The organism is Sulfurimonas sp. NW15, assembly GCF_051132285.1.
GTDB lineage: Bacteria > Campylobacterota > Campylobacteria > Campylobacterales > Sulfurimonadaceae > Sulfurimonas > Sulfurimonas hydrogeniphila.
In genome coordinates, this window is the sequence record NZ_CP093237.1 from 2276474 (window position 1) to 2293658 (window position 17185).

Consider the following 17185-nt stretch of genomic DNA (forward strand, 5'->3'; position numbering starts at 1 on the left):
TTAGTGTAATTTTGCTTAGATTTGTATTTTAAAATTATAAATCTGTTTTAAAGGGTGTTGTTATGATTGAAATTCAAGAAGTCACTAAGTATTCGCAGAGTTTAAAAGTCTTGTATGTTGAGGATGACATTGATGCAAGAGAGATTACAACGATGCTTTTGGAAGATTTTTTCGATACTATCATTGTCGCACAAAACGGGCAGGAGGGCTTGGAAAAATTTCAAAAAGAGTCTATAGATATCATTATTACAGATATAAATATGCCCCACATGAACGGCCTGGAAATGGCAAAAAAAATAAGAGCCATCAACAAAGAAGTCCCTATTATCATACTTTCAGCCCATAACGAAGAGGACTTTTTTCTCCAGAGCATACAAATCGGCATTAACGGTTACCTTTTAAAACCCATTGATATGAAACAGCTCTCCAGTACCATCTTTCAGGTAACACAAAGATACAAATATGCGCTGCAGGCCAAACAGAATCTTCATCTCCTCAAAGAGTATCAAGAAGCAACAAACAACAGCGCTATCGTTTCCAAAACAGATACAGCAGGCATCATTACCTATGTCAATGATGCTTTTTGTGAAATTTCCGGATATACAAAAGAGGAACTTATCGGAAAAAATCACAACATTATACGCCACCCGGACAATCCCAAATCAATTTTTCAAGAAATGTGGGATACCATAAAAAATAAAAAAAAGATTTGGAAAGGCAGCATAAGAAACAGAACGAAAAACGGAAAAAGTTACTATCTTGATGCAACAGTAAAACCGATTCTTGATTTAGAGGGAAACATTCTTGAGTATATTTCATTGCGGCACGATATTACAGACATTATGCATCCGCTCAAACAACTCAAAAACGAACTCAAAAATGCCCATAATCCTTTACTGGTTTATATCAAACTTGAAGACTATGATGATCTTGAGGATTTTTATGATACAAATACGCTCTATATTCTTGAACAAAAAGCGCGAATATATTTACAGAATACTTTTGCAAAAAAATACAGTTTTGACAAAATATATCAATTGCAAAACGGAGAATATGCTTTTATAGTTGATGCCAAAGAACACACCGACAATATAACATTATTTGTACAGGAGTTACAGGCACTGCAACAGCAGGTCCGCGATGATACCATTGCTTTTGAAGATCTTGAGTATGATATTGCAATTTTACTCACTTTCGCCTATGAAAATGACAAACTTTACGAATCGGTAAAACTCGGCATGAAAAAGCTTGTAAAAGAGAAGCAGCGTTTTTTACTTGCCAATAATTTTGCCTCCCAGGAGCAGAGAAAAGCACAAGAAAATATAAAAACAGTGCATATGATTAAGGATGCCATTCGAAATTCAAAAATTATTTCTTACTTTCAGCCCATCATCAACAACAACACACAGAAAATAGAAAAATATGAGTCCCTGGTGCGGCTGGTCAAAGAAGACGGTACAGTGCTCTCACCTTACTTTTTTCTGGAAACTGCCAAAAGAAGTAATTATTATCTCAAAATCACGAATATCGTCTTAGAGCACTCTTTTACTGTTTTACGCCATTGTGAGGCGGATATCTCCATCAATCTTTCGGCCCTGGATATTGAACTGCTGAGTATGCGCAAAAAAATTCTCTCCCTTTTGCAAAAATACAAAGAGAGTGCCCACAGAATAGTTTTTGAGTTGCTTGAAGACGAACGGATCAAAGACTTTGAAACCGTCAAACAATTCATTGCAGAGATAAAGCAATACGGGGTGAAAATTGCCATTGATGATTTTGGAGCCGGATATTCCAACTTTGAAAGACTTTTGGAGTATCAGCCGGATATTCTCAAGATAGACGGGTGCCTGATACGCGATATAGAAACAAGCACCTACTCCCTTTCTGCAGTAAAAAGTATCGTTACTTTTGCAAAAGAGCAGAAACTGCAAACTGTTGCAGAGTTTATTGAAAATGAAGCCATTTTTCAGATAGTCAAAAAGCTTGGAATTGACTTTTCTCAAGGATACTATTTTGGAAAACCGGAGCCGCTGTTATGAACAATATTTTAGTAATAGAAGATTCCCGTACCATAAACAATCTCATAAAAAAAGAGCTGACACTTCTTGGTTTTGAGATCTCACAGGCCCATACACTTGCCGAGGCAAAAGAATTTTTGACGACACTGAAGTTTCAGCTTATCATTTTAGATTTACATCTGCCTGACGGAGAAGGTTCTGAACTCATAGCCCATATACAGTCTTTGACAAAAACAAAAGTTATTGTCCTGACATCTTCTCAAGATGCAGATCTTCGCGAAGAACTGTTTCAGTACGGTATACTTGATTACATTATCAAAGATACCAATTTTTTATACTCTATTTCTGAAATAGTAAAAATAATTCACACAATCAGTACAAAAAAGAGAGATAAAATTTTGGTAGTCGATGATTCCCGATTTATCTGCAAACAGATCAAAACAGTTCTTGAACCCAGAAACTATAATGTGCACACAGCGATGAAAGCAAAAACAGCCTTTGAAAAGCTCAAAAAAGAGGAGTATAATCTTATCATTTTAGATATGGAGCTCCCGGATATCCACGGCCTGGAATTTTTAAAACTCTTACGTAAAGACAGCCGTTTTTTGTCTATTCCCATTATTGTACTTTCGGGAACTTCCACGCCGGATATTATTCGGGATGTATTAAAAAACGGAGCCAATGATTTTCTAAAAAAGCCTTATGTGTTTGAAGAGTTTATCCTCAAAGTCGACCTGTGGATAGATTACTTCAAAAAAGAGAAAGAGTTGGCAGAAGCAAACTTTCAGCTCAAATACACAAATGACAACCTTGAACGCCTTGTTTATGAAGAGGTTGAAAAAAACAGAAAAAAAGATGAAATTATGTTCACCCAGTCCCGCCATGCCCAAATGGGTGAAATGATAGCCATGATTGCCCACCAGTGGAGACAACCGCTCAATGCTATGGCAACGGCGGCAATCGTACTTGAACTCAAAGCGCAAAATGACAAACTTAATGTAGAAGAAGCAAAAAAAATCTCTGAAAAACTGCAAAACTATATCAACTATTTAAGTCATACTATTGATGACTTTCGAAACTTTTTTAAACCGCAAAAAGAAAAAAAAGTGACAGATTTTGAAAAAATTCTTCGTACTGTCACTGCTTTGGTTCAACACAGTCTCGAACAAAAAAATATACATTTTGAAAAAAAGATTACTGCACCCCAACAGTTTTTGGCCTTTGAAAATGAACTTGTACAGGTTGTGTTAAATATTATAAAAAATGCGCAGGATGCCTTAGTCCAAAACAACATTAGGCATCCGAAAATCACTTTGAAGATTGACAAAAACAGCTTACATATCATCGATAATGCAGGAGGCATTCCTTCACATATACAAGACAAAATTTTTCAGCCCTATTTTTCTACAAAAACCGAAAAAAACGGAACAGGCCTCGGTCTCTATATGTCAAGAATGATTATAGAAAAACACAGCGGAGGAAATTTTTCTGTCAAAAACACAAAAGAGGGTGCCGAATTTATTATAGAAATGCCTGTTTATGAAGGAGAAGAGAATGATACGCAATAGTCTCCTTGTTTTTCTTCTTGCTTTTTTATACTATGCAAGCGGAACACTCAGCCTCAGTCTTTTAAGCGGAAACTCGATTATCAATGTCGGACTTTTTGCAGCAGAAGGCATTGCTTTGGCGTTTGCCCTGTATTTCGGCAAAAAAGTTCTCCCGGGGATTTTTCTTGGACAGTTTTTCTTAGCCCTTGGCAATGAAATCTCATTTGCGGTATCACTCAGTATTGCTCTTATAAATACAGCCGAAGCCTACCTGGCTGTTGTTTTGTTTAAAAAATTTCATCTCCGTGTCAGCCTTGAAAAATTTCGTGATATTTTTGGATTGGTTTTACTGATATTTTTTGTATTGCAGCCTTTGAGTGCTTTACTTTCAAACACCGTACTGCTTATGGCACATTATATTTCTATTGAAAAGTTTTCGCTCTATCTTTTTTCATGGTGGTTTGGCAATGTAATGGGGCAGTTGGTTTTTACACCCTTTTTACTCCTCCTTTTTACAAACTTTCAAAAAATCCAATGGAAAGAATTTTTTCTCTGCTCAGGGCTGTTTGGTGCCTACGTGTATATACTCCAGATAGTATTTGGCATTGAAAACAGTTTTCTTCTTTTGAGCTTAACACTTCCTGTTGTCGCTCTCGCGAGTGCATACAAAGGCTTGGTATACGGAACTTTTTTCAATGTACTTGTAGCTCTCATTGCATCCTATGCGGTTTATCTGGATATTGGGGCGTTTACTCTCAACAACCATATAGACAATGTCATCAACTACAACCTTTTTATTCTGGTCCATGTCTCTGTAATCCTCACCATCGGAATGCTTGTTGAAGAGAGGAAGAGATACACGAAAACACTTGAAGAAACCATTGCCAAAGAAGTAAAAAAAAGCCAAGAACAGCAATTATTTCTCTACCAGCAAAGCAGACTTGCCCAAATGGGAGAGATGATTAGCATGATAGCCCACCAGTGGAGACAACCACTGAATAATCTTGCCCTCATCAACCAACTGACAATTTCAAAATACACCAAAGGAAAACTTGATGACAAGGCAATAGAGTATTTTAAAAGCCACTCTAAAAAACAGATAGATTTAATGTCTGACACTATAGATAATTTTAAAAACTTTTTCAAACAGGAAGATCAGGTATGTGCCTTTTCTCTTAAGGATGCTATCAATGAAGTTTTAAATATTACGGCCGATATTTTTAAGAATGAAGGAATTTTCATTGAATTTAATGCCGCACAGGATTATGAACTCTTTACAAATCCCAATGCCCTGAACCAGGTTCTTTTAAATATTCTCAACAATGCGAAAGATGCTCTGCTGCAAACAACACAAAATGAAAAAAAGATACAGATAACACTTGAAGATGCCGGCACAGAGTTACTCCTTGCCATACAGGATAATGCCGGGGGAATTGACGAAGCTATAAAAGACAAAATCTTTGACCCTTACTTCTCAACAAAACAGGAAAAAAACGGAACAGGTCTGGGTTTGTATATGGCAAAAATGGTCTTGCAGGAACAGTTACATGCTACAATAGAAGTTTTCAATACTCACGAGGGAGCCAACTTTGTTATCCGTCTGCCAAAAGGAAAAAAATAAATGAACTTAAAGAATTTTACACTTTTGTATGTTGAAGATGACATGCAGGCACAGGAACATATGAAGATGCTTTTAGAGGATGATTTCAAAGCATTTTACCAGGCATTTGACGCAGAAGAGGCTTTAGCTGTCTATAAAGAAAAAAAACCTGATATTATTTTATCAGATATTGTGCTTCCCCACTCAGACGGACTGACACTTTCCAAAGAAATTAAAAGAATCGACAAATGGCAACCGATTATCATTCTCTCTGCTTTTGATGAAAGAGAAAAACTGCTTGAAGCGATCAATACAGGTATAGACTGTTTTATTCCAAAACCGGTTGACATAGAAATGCTCTATGACAGACTCCATGCTATTGCCAGGAATCTTCAAAATGACATAGATGCCAAAAAGGCAAAAGAAAAAGAGCTCGAGGTCTTGTATGCGCTTGCACATTACGACACATTGACACAGGTTGCAAACAGACATCTCTTTAGTGTCAAACTCAATGAAACTGTAAATAAAGCACAACACTCCCATGAAAACTTTACTCTTTTTTTTATTGATTTGGACAATTTTAAAAGTATTAATGATCAATACGGACACTCAGCAGGAGATGCAGTGCTGCAGTCTGTCGCGCAAAATATAAAAAAAGTTATTCGCATCGAAGATACCTTTGCCCGCATAGGAGGTGATGAATTTGCTTTAATTGTAGAAAGTGTAAAAAGGATCTCTGATACAAAGAGTCTTACCGAGAAAATTATACAGGCTGTAAGCACTCCTATAGTATTTCAAAAGTATACATTTCACATTACATGCAGTATAGGCATAGCAGTTTACCCAATACAGGGCAGCTCAAAAGAGGCACTTTTACACAGTGCAGATATGGCAATGTATGCAGCAAAGAAAGAGGCAAAATCTCATTTTAAATTCGGCGATTCTTCTACAGCACCCACAACTCAAGGGCGGAGTTCAGATGTATAAAAAAAGCTATCTCTTTTTCATTGCCTTTGTAATCCTCTTGAGTTTTTTTCTCCTCATGCAGCTTAAAGAGCTCTCAAAACCTCAACAGATAACAACAAAAAATTTCTTAAATCAAAAAGAAAAAACATGGCTGCGTACTTTAAAGAAGCCCCTGACTGTCGGTATTACCAACATTCCAAACCAGGTTATTATATCTCCTGAGGGTAAAACTGCCGGTTTTTCTTTGGATCTTTTTCATCTCCTTGAACAGGAGTTGGGTATCTCTTTTAAATACATCTCTTTTCCTACATGGCATGCATTAATGGACGCTGCAAAAAAAGGGAAAATCGATATAGTTTTTGCAGCGCAAAAAACTCAGGAACGTCTGGGGTATCTGGATTTTACAGATGTTATTCTCACACAGCAAAACAAAATCATCACGCAGCGTGACAATTTTTTGGTTTCTGATATTGAGTCACTGCAGGCAAAGAGTGTTGCACTTGTTGACAAAAGTGCAATTTTTGCATACATTCAAAACAAATATCCCTCTATTGTGATAAAACCCTGCGAAACAGAGCTCAAAGCCCTGCAGGCTGTAGCAGCAGGAACAGCAGAGGCAACCATCAGTGAACCTGTGAGAGCGAGCTACTATATGAGTCAGTATAATATTCAAAACCTGCGGGTTGCCGGTGATTTGGACTACCTTTATCAACTTCGTATAGCAAGCCAAAGCAGTCTGCCTGTGCTTAATGTTATTTTAAGTAAAGCGGTGACCAATTTACCCCAACAGGAGTTGCAGTCTCTTTACCTGAAATGGGGCTATATTAAAGACAAAGAGCGTTATTTCGACAAGCAGACACTTATTTATTTAGCCATTGCCTTTGGAATTATTTTACCATTTTCTATTTACCTTTATTTCATAAACCTCTCGCTCGAACACGAAGTAAAAAGAAGAAAAGATGCCCAAGACAAACTACGAGCACTCAATCAAAACCTTCAGCAGCAGGTCAGACAAGAAGTAGAAAAACAGAGAGAACAGGAGTTACACATGCTGCAGCAGAACAGACTGGCACAGATGGGGAATATGATGAATATGATTGCGCATCAATGGAAACAACCACTCAATGCACTTTCTATGCTTATGCAAACAGTCAGGCACAAGTACAAACAGTCTAAACTCAATGATGATTTTATTGAGTATTTTGACAAAAATGCAAAAAAACAACTCCAGGAAATGACAAAAGTCACAAACGATTTTATGCACTACTTTCGGCCAAAAGACAAGTTGGAATTTTCTATAGATGAAATTATCACTCACAGTATCAATCTTGTAAAACCGGTATTTCAGGCAAAGAATATCTCCATTACCTATGAAAACAAAAGTACAAAAACACTTACAATGCAAAGCGATATTCTCGGACAGGTGATCATTAATATTTTAAACAATGCCAAAGATGCATTAATTGAAAATAATATTGAAGATAGAAATATATACATTACACTGACACTGCGGCATAATCAGACTGAAATTACAATAGAAGATAACGCAGGAGGTATTCCTCAGGATATTATGAACAAAATTTTTGACCCTTATTTCAGCACAAAAGATGATACAGGAACAGGACTGGGGCTCTATATGAGTAAAATTATCATTGAAAACTACTGTGCGGGCACACTCTGTGTTCGCAATACCGACAAAGGTGCTCTTTTTAGTATTACTGTTTCTTAAGCACAAAGCTATACATAAGAATGGATGCAGCCACACCTACATTAAAACTTTTAATGCCCGCCTGCATCTCTATGCTGACAATTTCATCACAGAGATCCAAAATATCCTGTGCGATTCCCTGACCCTCATGTCCCATCAGAAGTACCCATTTGCCGCTTACATGTAAAGAGGACAAGGGAGTGGAATCCTCGGTAACTTCTGCGGCATAGACTCGGTAACCGGCAGATTTTAAAGCAGCAATCGTCTCAAAAATATCTTTATAGACATGTATGCCCAGCCTGTGCGCATAGCCCATAGAGACACGCAGAGCACGCCTGTTAAACGGATGGGGTGAGGATTTTGGCAAAAAATAACTCGTTACGCCAAGTGCGGCAGCACTTCTGGCAATCGAGCCTACATTTTCACTTGAAGTGATATTGTCGAGCATGATGATACGCTCACCTGCCCCCTCTAAAGTAATATCATCAGGACGTATGCCGTGTGCCATGCAGTTATGATGTATCTTATGCCCGACAATCCTGCTCATCTCCTCTTTCGTTGTGAGATAGACTTTGGGAATATTTTTTGACTGCACAAGAGGCATAAATTCATCATAATACTCCTGCGTTGCAAGTATACTTTTTATCTCCAAATCACTCTCAAGCAAAAGATTGACGACTTTCGGACTATCAGCTATAAAACTTCTGTCACTCCGAAAAGCATTCTCTCTGAGTTCTTTGTAAATCTGCAGTTCATCTGTATTAATATTATCAATTTTTATAATCATTTCATTATTTTAGGATAAAATAACTTATGAACATACTTTTAATGGAAGATGACCCTGTTTTGTCCGATATTTTGCTGGATTTTTTGCGAGAAGAGTGGCATGTGGATTATGCTTACAGTGCGCAGGAAGTCTATGTACATCTTGAAAACTCCAAATATGACCTGTTTATATTTGATATCAATGTGATGGGTCAAGACGGTATAGACCTCCTCAGAGAACTCCGAGCTTTCAGTAACAAAACCCCCACTGTTTTTATCACCGCCTACAGAGATACAAAACACCTGCAGCGTGCTTTTGACGCCGGTGCGCATGATTACATTAAAAAACCTTTTGAACTTGAAGAACTGCATGCCAGAATACTCAGTATCAAAAGAGTTTTCAATATTGAAAATAACAAGTTTATCATTCTGGATGACGAAACTCTATTTTACCCTGTGCAAAAAACAGTACATGTAAACAACAAAAAAACCTCTCTCACTGCCAAAGATACACTGCTCTTATCCTATTTTTTAAAAAACAGATTCCGCCTCATTACCAACGAAGAACTTGTGCAGAATATTTGGGATTTTGATTCACTGCCAAGTGATGCCACATTGCGTTCGCACATCAGAACACTCAGAGAAATTATAGGCAAAGAAAAAATAAAAACTGTTCGAGGGGAAGGGTATATTTTTGAATAAAATAACAAAAAAATCCTTCTACTCTTTTCTCTCTCTTTATCTTCTCAGCTCTTTTATGTTTTTGTCTTTGGCGGCTTACTGGTTTTACACATCTCAGGTAGCCATGGAAAAAAATGCCAATTTTTACAAAATGAACCACATCGCTGACATTGTCAGTGCCAAAGTCATTGATGCCCATATGCACCATAAAAAATTCAAACTTGATGCGTTTCAAAAAGAAGCTATCGCCCTTTTTGATGCACAAAAACACCTGTTATACGGGAGAGTTGTCCAAGCGGTTGATTTTTCAAAAGATTTTTACATGAAAGATGATATTTTCACTCTAATCACCCAAAGGACAGCCGGACATTTACATGTAAAGTACATTGTTGTACAAAGTGACGAGTGTGTAAAAAATATAGAAGTGATAAAAAACAAGATTGCCTATGCTGTCATTATTACAGCTTTTCTCATCATTGTCATCGCCGTCTTTTTATCCTATATCTTTCTCAAACCGCTCAAAGACAAAATGCAGGAGATAGAGGATTTCGTCAAAGACACAACCCATGAATTAAATACACCCATTACAGCAATTATGATGAGCACTTCAAGATTAAAAGCAAAAAAGGAGTATGATGAAAAAACGGTCAAGAACATCTCCATCAGTACAAAACAGCTTTATGACATATATGCATCACTCAGCTTTTTAAGTTTTGACAATGAGAGTGAAGAGGCCGTTTCTCTTCTGTTTGATGAAATTATCAAAGAAGATATTGCTTATTTCAGTGAACTTGTGGAGAAAAAAAATATTACTGTCCAAACCGATTTGCAAAACTGTCCGCTTAAAATAGCACCGACAAAAGCAAAAATGATTATAAACAACCTGCTTGGCAATGCCATAAAATATTCTCATCCCAACACAAAGATAAAAATCACAACCACACACAACTCTTTTGTCATTCAAGATGAAGGCATCGGTATCAAACAAGAAAAACTGCAGCAAATTTTTACCCGTTTTGTACGGGCAAATTCCTATGCCGGCGGATTTGGAGTCGGTTTAAATATTGTCCAGAGTATCATAGAAGAGTATAACTTTCAAATAAACATAGAGTCCAAAGAAAATCTAGGAACCAAAATTACACTTACCTTTGTTTAATCTCTCAAATTTTCCTGCGGTTTGCAAAAGTAGTACCCCTGTGAATAGTCAACACCCATTTGATGCAATGTTTCATATGTCTCTTCATCTTTAACAAACTCTGCTATTGTCTTAATCTGCATTTTTTTCGCAAAATGCAAAATACTTTCCAGGGTTGCCATTTCAGCACCACCCTGATGCATATTCAAAACCAGAGAACCGTCAATCTTTATAAAATCTATATCAAGTTTTCCAAGATATGAAAAATTTGAATATCCTGTTCCAAAATCATCAATAGCAATTTTACATCCATACATTTTTGCTTTTTTTATAAAATTTGAGACCTCATCAAAATTTTCTATCCCCTCGGATTCCACAATCTCTACAGTTACCCGCTCTCCGCATGCATACTTCTGCAGATTCTCCACCAAAGTCTGCACAACCTCTTGTGATTCTATATCTTCAAGTGTAAAATTGATTGCAAATGAGCACTTTGAATCAGCAAATTTTTGGAATACTTTTTCAAGCATAATCTTTGTCAATTGCGTATAGAGTTTGGCTTTTTTGGCATGTTCCAAAAAAAAGACAGGAGAAATAATCTTCCCGTCTTTTTCCTGTAAGCGGATAAGCGCTTCATATTTAACAATCTCTTGTGTTTTGTTATCTACAATGCCCTGATAGTATGGGACAAACCTGTCATTGTCAATCGCATTTTTAATCTTTGTTATTATTTCAAGATTTTCTTTGATACGGTTTTGCAGATCCGGATTTTCATTAAAAAATGTCACTTTTTTGTTTGTTCTTTTGTTGTCTTTTAAGGCAATATGGGAGAATTTGTAAATATCTTTCTTTTTTCCATAGGAGACGCCGCAAGAGAGAAACAGTGAAATGTTCATCCCTTCAAAAGAGTAACTGCTGTTTTGAAGGGTATCCAGAATTGCTGTAATTGCCTGCTTCGCCGTATTGTTTAATGTATGCTCACACAAGATTGCAAATTCATCACCACTTATTCTGTAGACTTTTTTATGGGCCTGCAACAGAGTCTGTGAAAAACTTTTTAGCACCTCATCTCCGACTTCATATCCAAAATAATCATTAATATCTGAGAACCTGTCTATATTGATAAGAACCAAAGAGGCTTTATTCTCTCCGTTTAGCTTTAAATCGTGTAACAATGCCGTCCTGTTTTGCAAACCGGTAAGTTCGTCCATAAACTGATTTTTAATGATTTCATCTTTGTGCACAAGGTCCGTCACATCAATTCTAGCAGCGATATATTCTATAATTTTATCATAGGAGTTCAAAATAGGGGCAATAGTTGACTTTACATAATAGGCCTCTCCGTTCTTTTTTCTGTTTTTAAGCGTACCTTGCCATATTTTTTTATTTTTTATCGTATCCCACATATGTTGATAGATATGTTCCGGGTTGTCAGGATGTTTGATAATGCGATGATTTTTCCCGATCAGTTCATCTTTGGAGTAACCGGAAGCTTCACAAAATTTGTCATTCACATAGGTTATAATGCCATTGACATCCGTTTTGGAGACAATACTGTTATGATCCAAAATCATCTTATACTGCTTGAGTTTCTGAATTTCATCATGATATGGCAAGCTCAAATATTCACTCCTCTTTCATCAACTCTAAACCAACCTGCAATAGAGTATCTCTCTTTCTTGGAAACCAGAACTTCATGAGGAAACTCTTCGCTCAAAAATACAACCAGAGTATTTATAAGAGGCGTAACTGTTTGCATTTGTCTATCATTTTTGTCATACATGACCAGTTCTCCCCCATTTTGAGACGCATACGCTTCGTTAAGATAATAGACAGTCGTAACAACACGGTTTTTTGTACCGCCAAAAGCATCAAGATGTTTTTCGTAAAAATCACCTGCCTGGTATAAAGCAAAATGTGCCTCATAGTATTTAATCCCAAGATAAAGCTGCCGGTTCAAATAATTTTGAAGTCCGTTCATAAAATCCAGGTACCTGGCAGTTGGCTCATTTTCTGCATCTATCCAGTATATTTTATCTTTTCTGCGATTTGTATTGATCGTAGAGTGATGGGAAATTCCCGCCTGTTTGTATTGTCTGATATTTTGTGACATCTGTAAAAGTTGCTTTGCAAGTGCAGGTTCAAACACATTTTCTAAAATAATATAGCCGTTGTCGACCAGGGCATCTGTTATTTTTGAGTAAAGCTTTTTATACATGGAAGTATTGTAGCAAGAAGAAGACTCTCCGTCAAGAGGAGAGTCAGAGAAGAAAATTAGATAGGCAAAACTCTGATTTTGTTAGAAAGTTTTTCTTTTAGTGTTGATTCAATTGCATAGAGTGTACCCGTAGCAGATGAGGCACAACCGTCACATGCACCGAGATAGCGGATATAGATATCAATGTTGTCATCATTCTTTTTAATGTCTATGATTTCCACATTTCCGCCATCCATAATCAGGAACTGTCTGACGCTCTCATCAATGACAGCATCAACAGCTTTGATTTGCTGTACAAGTGTCATCTCTTCAAAATTTCCGCCGCCTGCACTCATCGCATCTGCAGCTGCTTTCATTTTTTCTGCTTCCATCTCTTTGCGAGTCTGCTCTAAAATGTCAACCAGATACCACTCTCTGTCTTCATGACCGCCCGGTTTGATACAAGACTTGCAAAAACCGCCGGCTTTTGTATAGTCTGTAATCTCTTCAACTGTTTTGAGGTCATTCAGTTTAATAACTTCCTGAATCGTTCCGAGTGAAACACGTGCACATTCACATACAATGATTTCATCTTCAAAACTCTCTTCATCTACACCGAGGTACAATGAAGCTGCTTTTTTAATAACATCATATGCCATTACCGAACAGTGCATTTTTTGCGGTGGAACTGCCGGAGTATCCGGATCATCACGCAGTGCTTTTTCCACATCAATATTTGTAATTTTTACCGCTTCCTGTACTGTTTTGCCAATACAAAGTTCTGTCATTACATCACTTGATGCAATAGCCGTACCGCAACCGAATGATTTGAATTTTGAGTTTACAATTTTGTCTGTTTTTGGATCAATTTCCCAGTAGAGTCTTACCGCATCTCCACAACTCTCCGCTCCGAAATCTGCTACGATGAGCTTGTTTCCGTGTGCTTCAGCTTCTTCCGGTGTAATTTCCCCTTGATGCTGGGGATTGTTCATTAATGTAGTTACTTTATTTGAATACGCGTCCCATAGAGACTCGCCTAACATATCTGCTTTTGCCATACTATTCTTCCTTAATTTTATTTTATAAAATGAAGACGACCCTTCATTATTATTACGGGAAAGGAAGTATACCCTCAAGGGGTACCTCGATTCTTTTCCCTACGCTAACACTTGGTTTTGCTCAATGCAAAGCTCGCGCAACCCGTTGCTTTACCATAATGTTTTTCTCTGTAAAATGAAGAGGCTCAGACCGTAAGGAGGATTCGCCCTCGGAATTTTATAGAGAAAAACATGGCACCACTACTTCTTAATGTGCCATGTGGTGAGGAATATGACACTCCCCCGCTTCGCCGCCCGGAGTCGGTGCAACTTTCGCAAACGAACTCGATATAGCACGAAGTCTTGCCACCGCACTCTTAAAATGCTCTATGGTGTAGTCTATCTCTTCATCTGTTGTAAAACGCGAAAGTGATAGTCTGATACCTGTGTGTGCAAGTTCATTGTCAGCACCGATTGCAAGCATAACAGAGTTCGCTTCCAAATCTTCAGAAGCACATGCTGAACCTGTAGATGCCCCGATTTGACCGTTATTCAAGTCCCAAAGCATCCCTTCGCCCTCAACACCTCTTATGGAAATAAGAATTGTATTTGGTGTACGGTTTTCACGGCTGCCGACAACAAAAGTATCACTGAGCTCCAAAAGTGCATCTTCAAGTCTGTCACGTTTTGCACGAATAGAAGCCATTGTCTCTTCAATGTTTGTTGTAGCAAGTTCGATAGCTTTTCCCATGCCTACTATATAGGGAACATTCAATGTTCCAGAACGACGGTGACCCATCTGCTCTCCACCGTGAAACAGTGGAGTCAAAGGCTGTGAATCTTTAATATAAAGTGCCCCGATACCTTTTGGTCCATGAAATTTATGCGCAGACATGCTTAAAAAATCTACATGTACATCTTGTAGGTCAACAGGAATTTTTCCGACTGCCTGAACAGCATCCGAATGAAAAAGAACCCCTTTTTCTTTACAAATCTCACCAATCTCTTTAATAGGGAAAATCATCCCTGTTTCGTTTGAAGCCCACATAACACTTACAAGTGCGGTTTTGTCTGTGATGAAGCTTTTTACCGTATGTGACTCAACAATACCCTCTTCATTGACAGGAAGGTAAGTTACTTTCACGCCCTGCTCTTCCAGCCATCTGCATGTAGCAAGCACTGAAGGATGTTCAACTTCTGTTGTAATGATATGGTCTTTTTCTCCATTGACAATTTTGTCAAAATAGATGGACTTTAATACCCAGTTGTTTGATTCTGTTGCACATGATGTGAATACGATATCATCATTGTCACTCGCATTGAGTGCTGTATAAACCTGGTCTATTGCTTTTCTCAGGTATGGATGTGATGCTGTACCAAACTTGTGAAGCGAATTGGGATTTCCGTAAATTTCACTAAAGAATGGTTGCATTACTTCTACTACCTGCGGGTCCGTCATTGTAGTAGCGTTATTGTCTAAATAAACTTGCATATTTTTACCTCTTAATTGGGTTATATTTTAAATCAGACTATTTTTGTCTTCTTTTACTTTTGACATCATAATAGTTTTGTCATTATGATTTGCTTAAGCAAAACTGAGTTTACATTTTGTTTAAGAATTCAAACAGCCAATAATAATGTTATAATAACAAATTAACAAGGAAAAAACAATGTGTAATTTTAACAATCTAGACCAAAAGAAAAAAGAGTTTTTACATCTTTTTTTAACAAAAGCAGCCAAAAATATAGGTGGCGTAAACTATTTACTTGCACTCATTGAAGCCATGCGTGCAAAAAAACCGCATCCGCTTATGCAAAAGAACTGCCAAATTGCTTCAAACAATACAATCATAAAATGGAACAAAGTAGTTTTTAAAGACAAAATAGATCTGATTCAAAATATTCTCGTTGCGCACAGAGAGGCTGAAGAAAAAGATTTCAATATCTTACACGGGACAAATTCAAAAGTAAAAAAGAGCATCATCAACATGTCGCGGGCACTTGCACCTTTGAAGTTTGTCATCACTCCCCAAAATCCCAATGACGGAGAAGGTTTCAGTTTTACTGTTTTTGAAACGCTTGAAGATGATGTTATCGTATTTAACCCTGTTTTTATTGCTCTGTTTTTTTGTTCAACCGAATTTACTAAAAAAGCCATTAAATATCAAATCTAGCATCTCCTGAAATATCACTTTAAATCTCTTATGTTATAATCGCGAAATTAATTATATTATAAGAGGGTAACCATCATGGGGCAAACTATAACTGAAAAAATATTCTCACAGCATATCGGTCGTGAAGTCAAAGCGGGTGAAATTATCCGTTGCGATATTGATATGGTTATCGGAAACGATATTACTACACCTATTTCTATCAAAGCTTTTGAAGAGAGTGGTGCACAAAAACTGGCAAATCCGGACGGTTTCTCTATCGTTCTTGATCACTTTATTCCGGCAAAAGACATTGCATCAGCGAATCAGGCAAGAATTTCCCGCGATTTTGCAAAAAAACACCAACTCAAAAACTATTTTGATGAAAAGGATATGGGCATTGAGCATGCTTTATTGCCGGAAAAGGGACTGATTGTTCCGGGTGATGTTATCATCGGTGCCGATTCGCATACATGTACGCACGGAGCACTCGGTGCATTTTCAACAGGAATGGGTTCAACGGATCTTGCATTTGCTATGATTACCGGCGGGAACTGGTTCAAAGTACCCGAATCTATCAAAGTTGTACTCTCAGGCAAACCCGGAAAATATACAACAGGAAAAGATATTATCCTGGAGATTATCCGTCTTATCGGCGTCGACGGTGCACTGTACAAAACCTTGGAATTTACAGGAAGTACGATTAAGCACCTTACGATAGATGACAGATTTTCTATGTGCAATATGGCAATTGAAGCCGGTGCGAAAAACGGTATCGTAGCCTATGATGAGATTACAGCAGAGTTTTTGGCAGACAAAAACCTCGCCCGCGCGCCTCGCATTCACTACTCTGATGAAGATGCCCAGTATGTTCAGGTTTTAGAGATTGATGTTGCAAACCTTGACCCCGTTATTGCCTATCCTTTCTTGCCGTCAAACGGTCACTCTGTCAAAAAAGCGGTCAAAGATAAAATCAAAGTGGACCAGGCTTTTATCGGAAGCTGTACCAACGGCCGGCTTGCTGACCTCAAAGTAGCCGCCGAGATACTCAAAGGACAAAAAGTCCATCCTGATGTTCGTCTCATTGTCACACCGGGAACACAAAAAATCCTGCGTGAAGCAAACCATTTGGGCTATATCGACATCATTGTCGATGCCGGCGGTGTTGTGAGCAATCCTACTTGCGGTGCCTGCCTCGGCGGATACATGGGTATTTTAGGGGACAATGAAGTAGCCATCAGCACAACAAACAGAAACTTTGTCGGTCGTATGGGCAGCCGCTCTTCCAAAGTTTATCTGGCAAACTCAGCAGTTGCTGCCGCATCAGCAATTACAGGGTATATTACAGACCCGAGATAATGATATATTAATAACAAATAAG

The 17185-nt window shown here is 37.8% G+C and carries 14 protein-coding genes; 9 read left to right on the forward strand and 5 right to left on the reverse strand.

Going from position 1 to position 17185, the window contains the following annotated elements:
• Nucleotides 1-62: 62 nt before the first annotated feature.
• The 5 genes from MLC52_RS11755 to MLC52_RS11775 are packed head-to-tail and all read left to right on the forward strand — an operon-like array spanning nt 63 to nt 7860.
• Nucleotides 63-2039 carry an EAL domain-containing response regulator gene (locus MLC52_RS11755; protein WP_434580590.1) on the forward strand — a complete coding sequence of 659 codons (1977 nt, stop codon included), beginning with the start codon at nt 63-65 and terminating at the stop codon, nt 2037-2039.
• Nucleotides 2036-3586: a hybrid sensor histidine kinase/response regulator gene (locus MLC52_RS11760; protein ID WP_434580592.1), complete on the forward strand. Its 1551-nt coding sequence runs from the start codon at nt 2036-2038 to the stop codon at nt 3584-3586. The genes MLC52_RS11755 and MLC52_RS11760 overlap by 4 nt, the downstream gene beginning before the upstream one ends.
• Nucleotides 3573-5186, forward strand: coding sequence for an ATP-binding protein (locus tag MLC52_RS11765; RefSeq protein WP_434580594.1), 1614 nt, complete (start codon nt 3573-3575; stop codon nt 5184-5186). The genes MLC52_RS11760 and MLC52_RS11765 overlap by 14 nt, the downstream gene beginning before the upstream one ends.
• Nucleotides 5187-6152 (forward strand): diguanylate cyclase domain-containing protein, encoded by a 966-nt coding sequence (locus MLC52_RS11770; protein ID WP_434580596.1) that lies wholly within the window; start codon nt 5187-5189, stop codon nt 6150-6152. It abuts the gene before it with no gap.
• Nucleotides 6145-7860: an ATP-binding protein gene (locus MLC52_RS11775; RefSeq protein WP_434580598.1), complete on the forward strand. Its 1716-nt coding sequence runs from the start codon at nt 6145-6147 to the stop codon at nt 7858-7860. The genes MLC52_RS11770 and MLC52_RS11775 overlap by 8 nt, the downstream gene beginning before the upstream one ends.
• Here the strand turns inward: MLC52_RS11775 and MLC52_RS11780 are convergent.
• Entirely contained in the window at nt 7847-8626 is a 780-nt protein-coding gene (locus tag MLC52_RS11780) for a TrmH family RNA methyltransferase (protein WP_434580600.1), read from the reverse strand. The two genes, MLC52_RS11775 and MLC52_RS11780, sit on opposite strands and share 14 nt — an antisense overlap.
• Nucleotides 8627-8652: 26 nt before the next feature.
• On the opposite strand from MLC52_RS11780, the gene MLC52_RS11785 reads away from it, so the two are divergent.
• Entirely contained in the window at nt 8653-9306 is a 654-nt protein-coding gene (locus tag MLC52_RS11785; protein ID WP_434580602.1) for a response regulator transcription factor, read from the forward strand.
• Complete coding sequence (locus MLC52_RS11790) at nt 9299-10441, forward strand: sensor histidine kinase (protein ID WP_418640800.1); 1143 nt, start codon at nt 9299-9301, stop codon at nt 10439-10441. The genes MLC52_RS11785 and MLC52_RS11790 overlap by 8 nt, the downstream gene beginning before the upstream one ends.
• Here the strand turns inward: MLC52_RS11790 and MLC52_RS11795 are convergent.
• The 4 genes from MLC52_RS11795 to MLC52_RS11810 form a co-directional block, all read right to left on the reverse strand.
• Nucleotides 10438-12042 (reverse strand): EAL domain-containing protein, encoded by a 1605-nt coding sequence (locus MLC52_RS11795; protein WP_434580604.1) that lies wholly within the window; start codon nt 12040-12042, stop codon nt 10438-10440. The two genes, MLC52_RS11790 and MLC52_RS11795, sit on opposite strands and share 4 nt — an antisense overlap.
• Nucleotides 12039-12638 carry a 2OG-Fe(II) oxygenase gene (locus tag MLC52_RS11800; protein WP_151899315.1) on the reverse strand — a complete coding sequence of 200 codons (600 nt, stop codon included), beginning with the start codon at nt 12636-12638 and terminating at the stop codon, nt 12039-12041. The genes MLC52_RS11795 and MLC52_RS11800 overlap by 4 nt, the downstream gene beginning before the upstream one ends.
• A 56-nt stretch (nt 12639-12694) precedes the next feature.
• Nucleotides 12695-13675, reverse strand: a complete 981-nt coding sequence (locus tag MLC52_RS11805; RefSeq protein ID WP_151899314.1) for an iron-sulfur cluster assembly scaffold protein — start codon at nt 13673-13675, stop codon at nt 12695-12697.
• Between the two features lie 247 nt (nt 13676-13922).
• Nucleotides 13923-15146, reverse strand: a complete 1224-nt coding sequence (locus MLC52_RS11810) for a NifS family cysteine desulfurase (protein ID WP_434580606.1) — start codon at nt 15144-15146, stop codon at nt 13923-13925.
• Between the two features lie 178 nt (nt 15147-15324).
• Between MLC52_RS11810 and MLC52_RS11815 the strand changes: the two genes are divergently transcribed.
• Together MLC52_RS11815 and leuC are read left to right on the forward strand one after the other, a co-directional pair.
• Entirely contained in the window at nt 15325-15828 is a 504-nt protein-coding gene (locus MLC52_RS11815; RefSeq protein WP_434580607.1) for a hypothetical protein, read from the forward strand.
• A gap of 75 nt (nt 15829-15903) precedes the next feature.
• Nucleotides 15904-17163: a 3-isopropylmalate dehydratase large subunit gene (leuC, locus tag MLC52_RS11820; RefSeq protein WP_434580608.1), complete on the forward strand. Its 1260-nt coding sequence runs from the start codon at nt 15904-15906 to the stop codon at nt 17161-17163.
• Nucleotides 17164-17185: the final 22 nt, after the last annotated feature.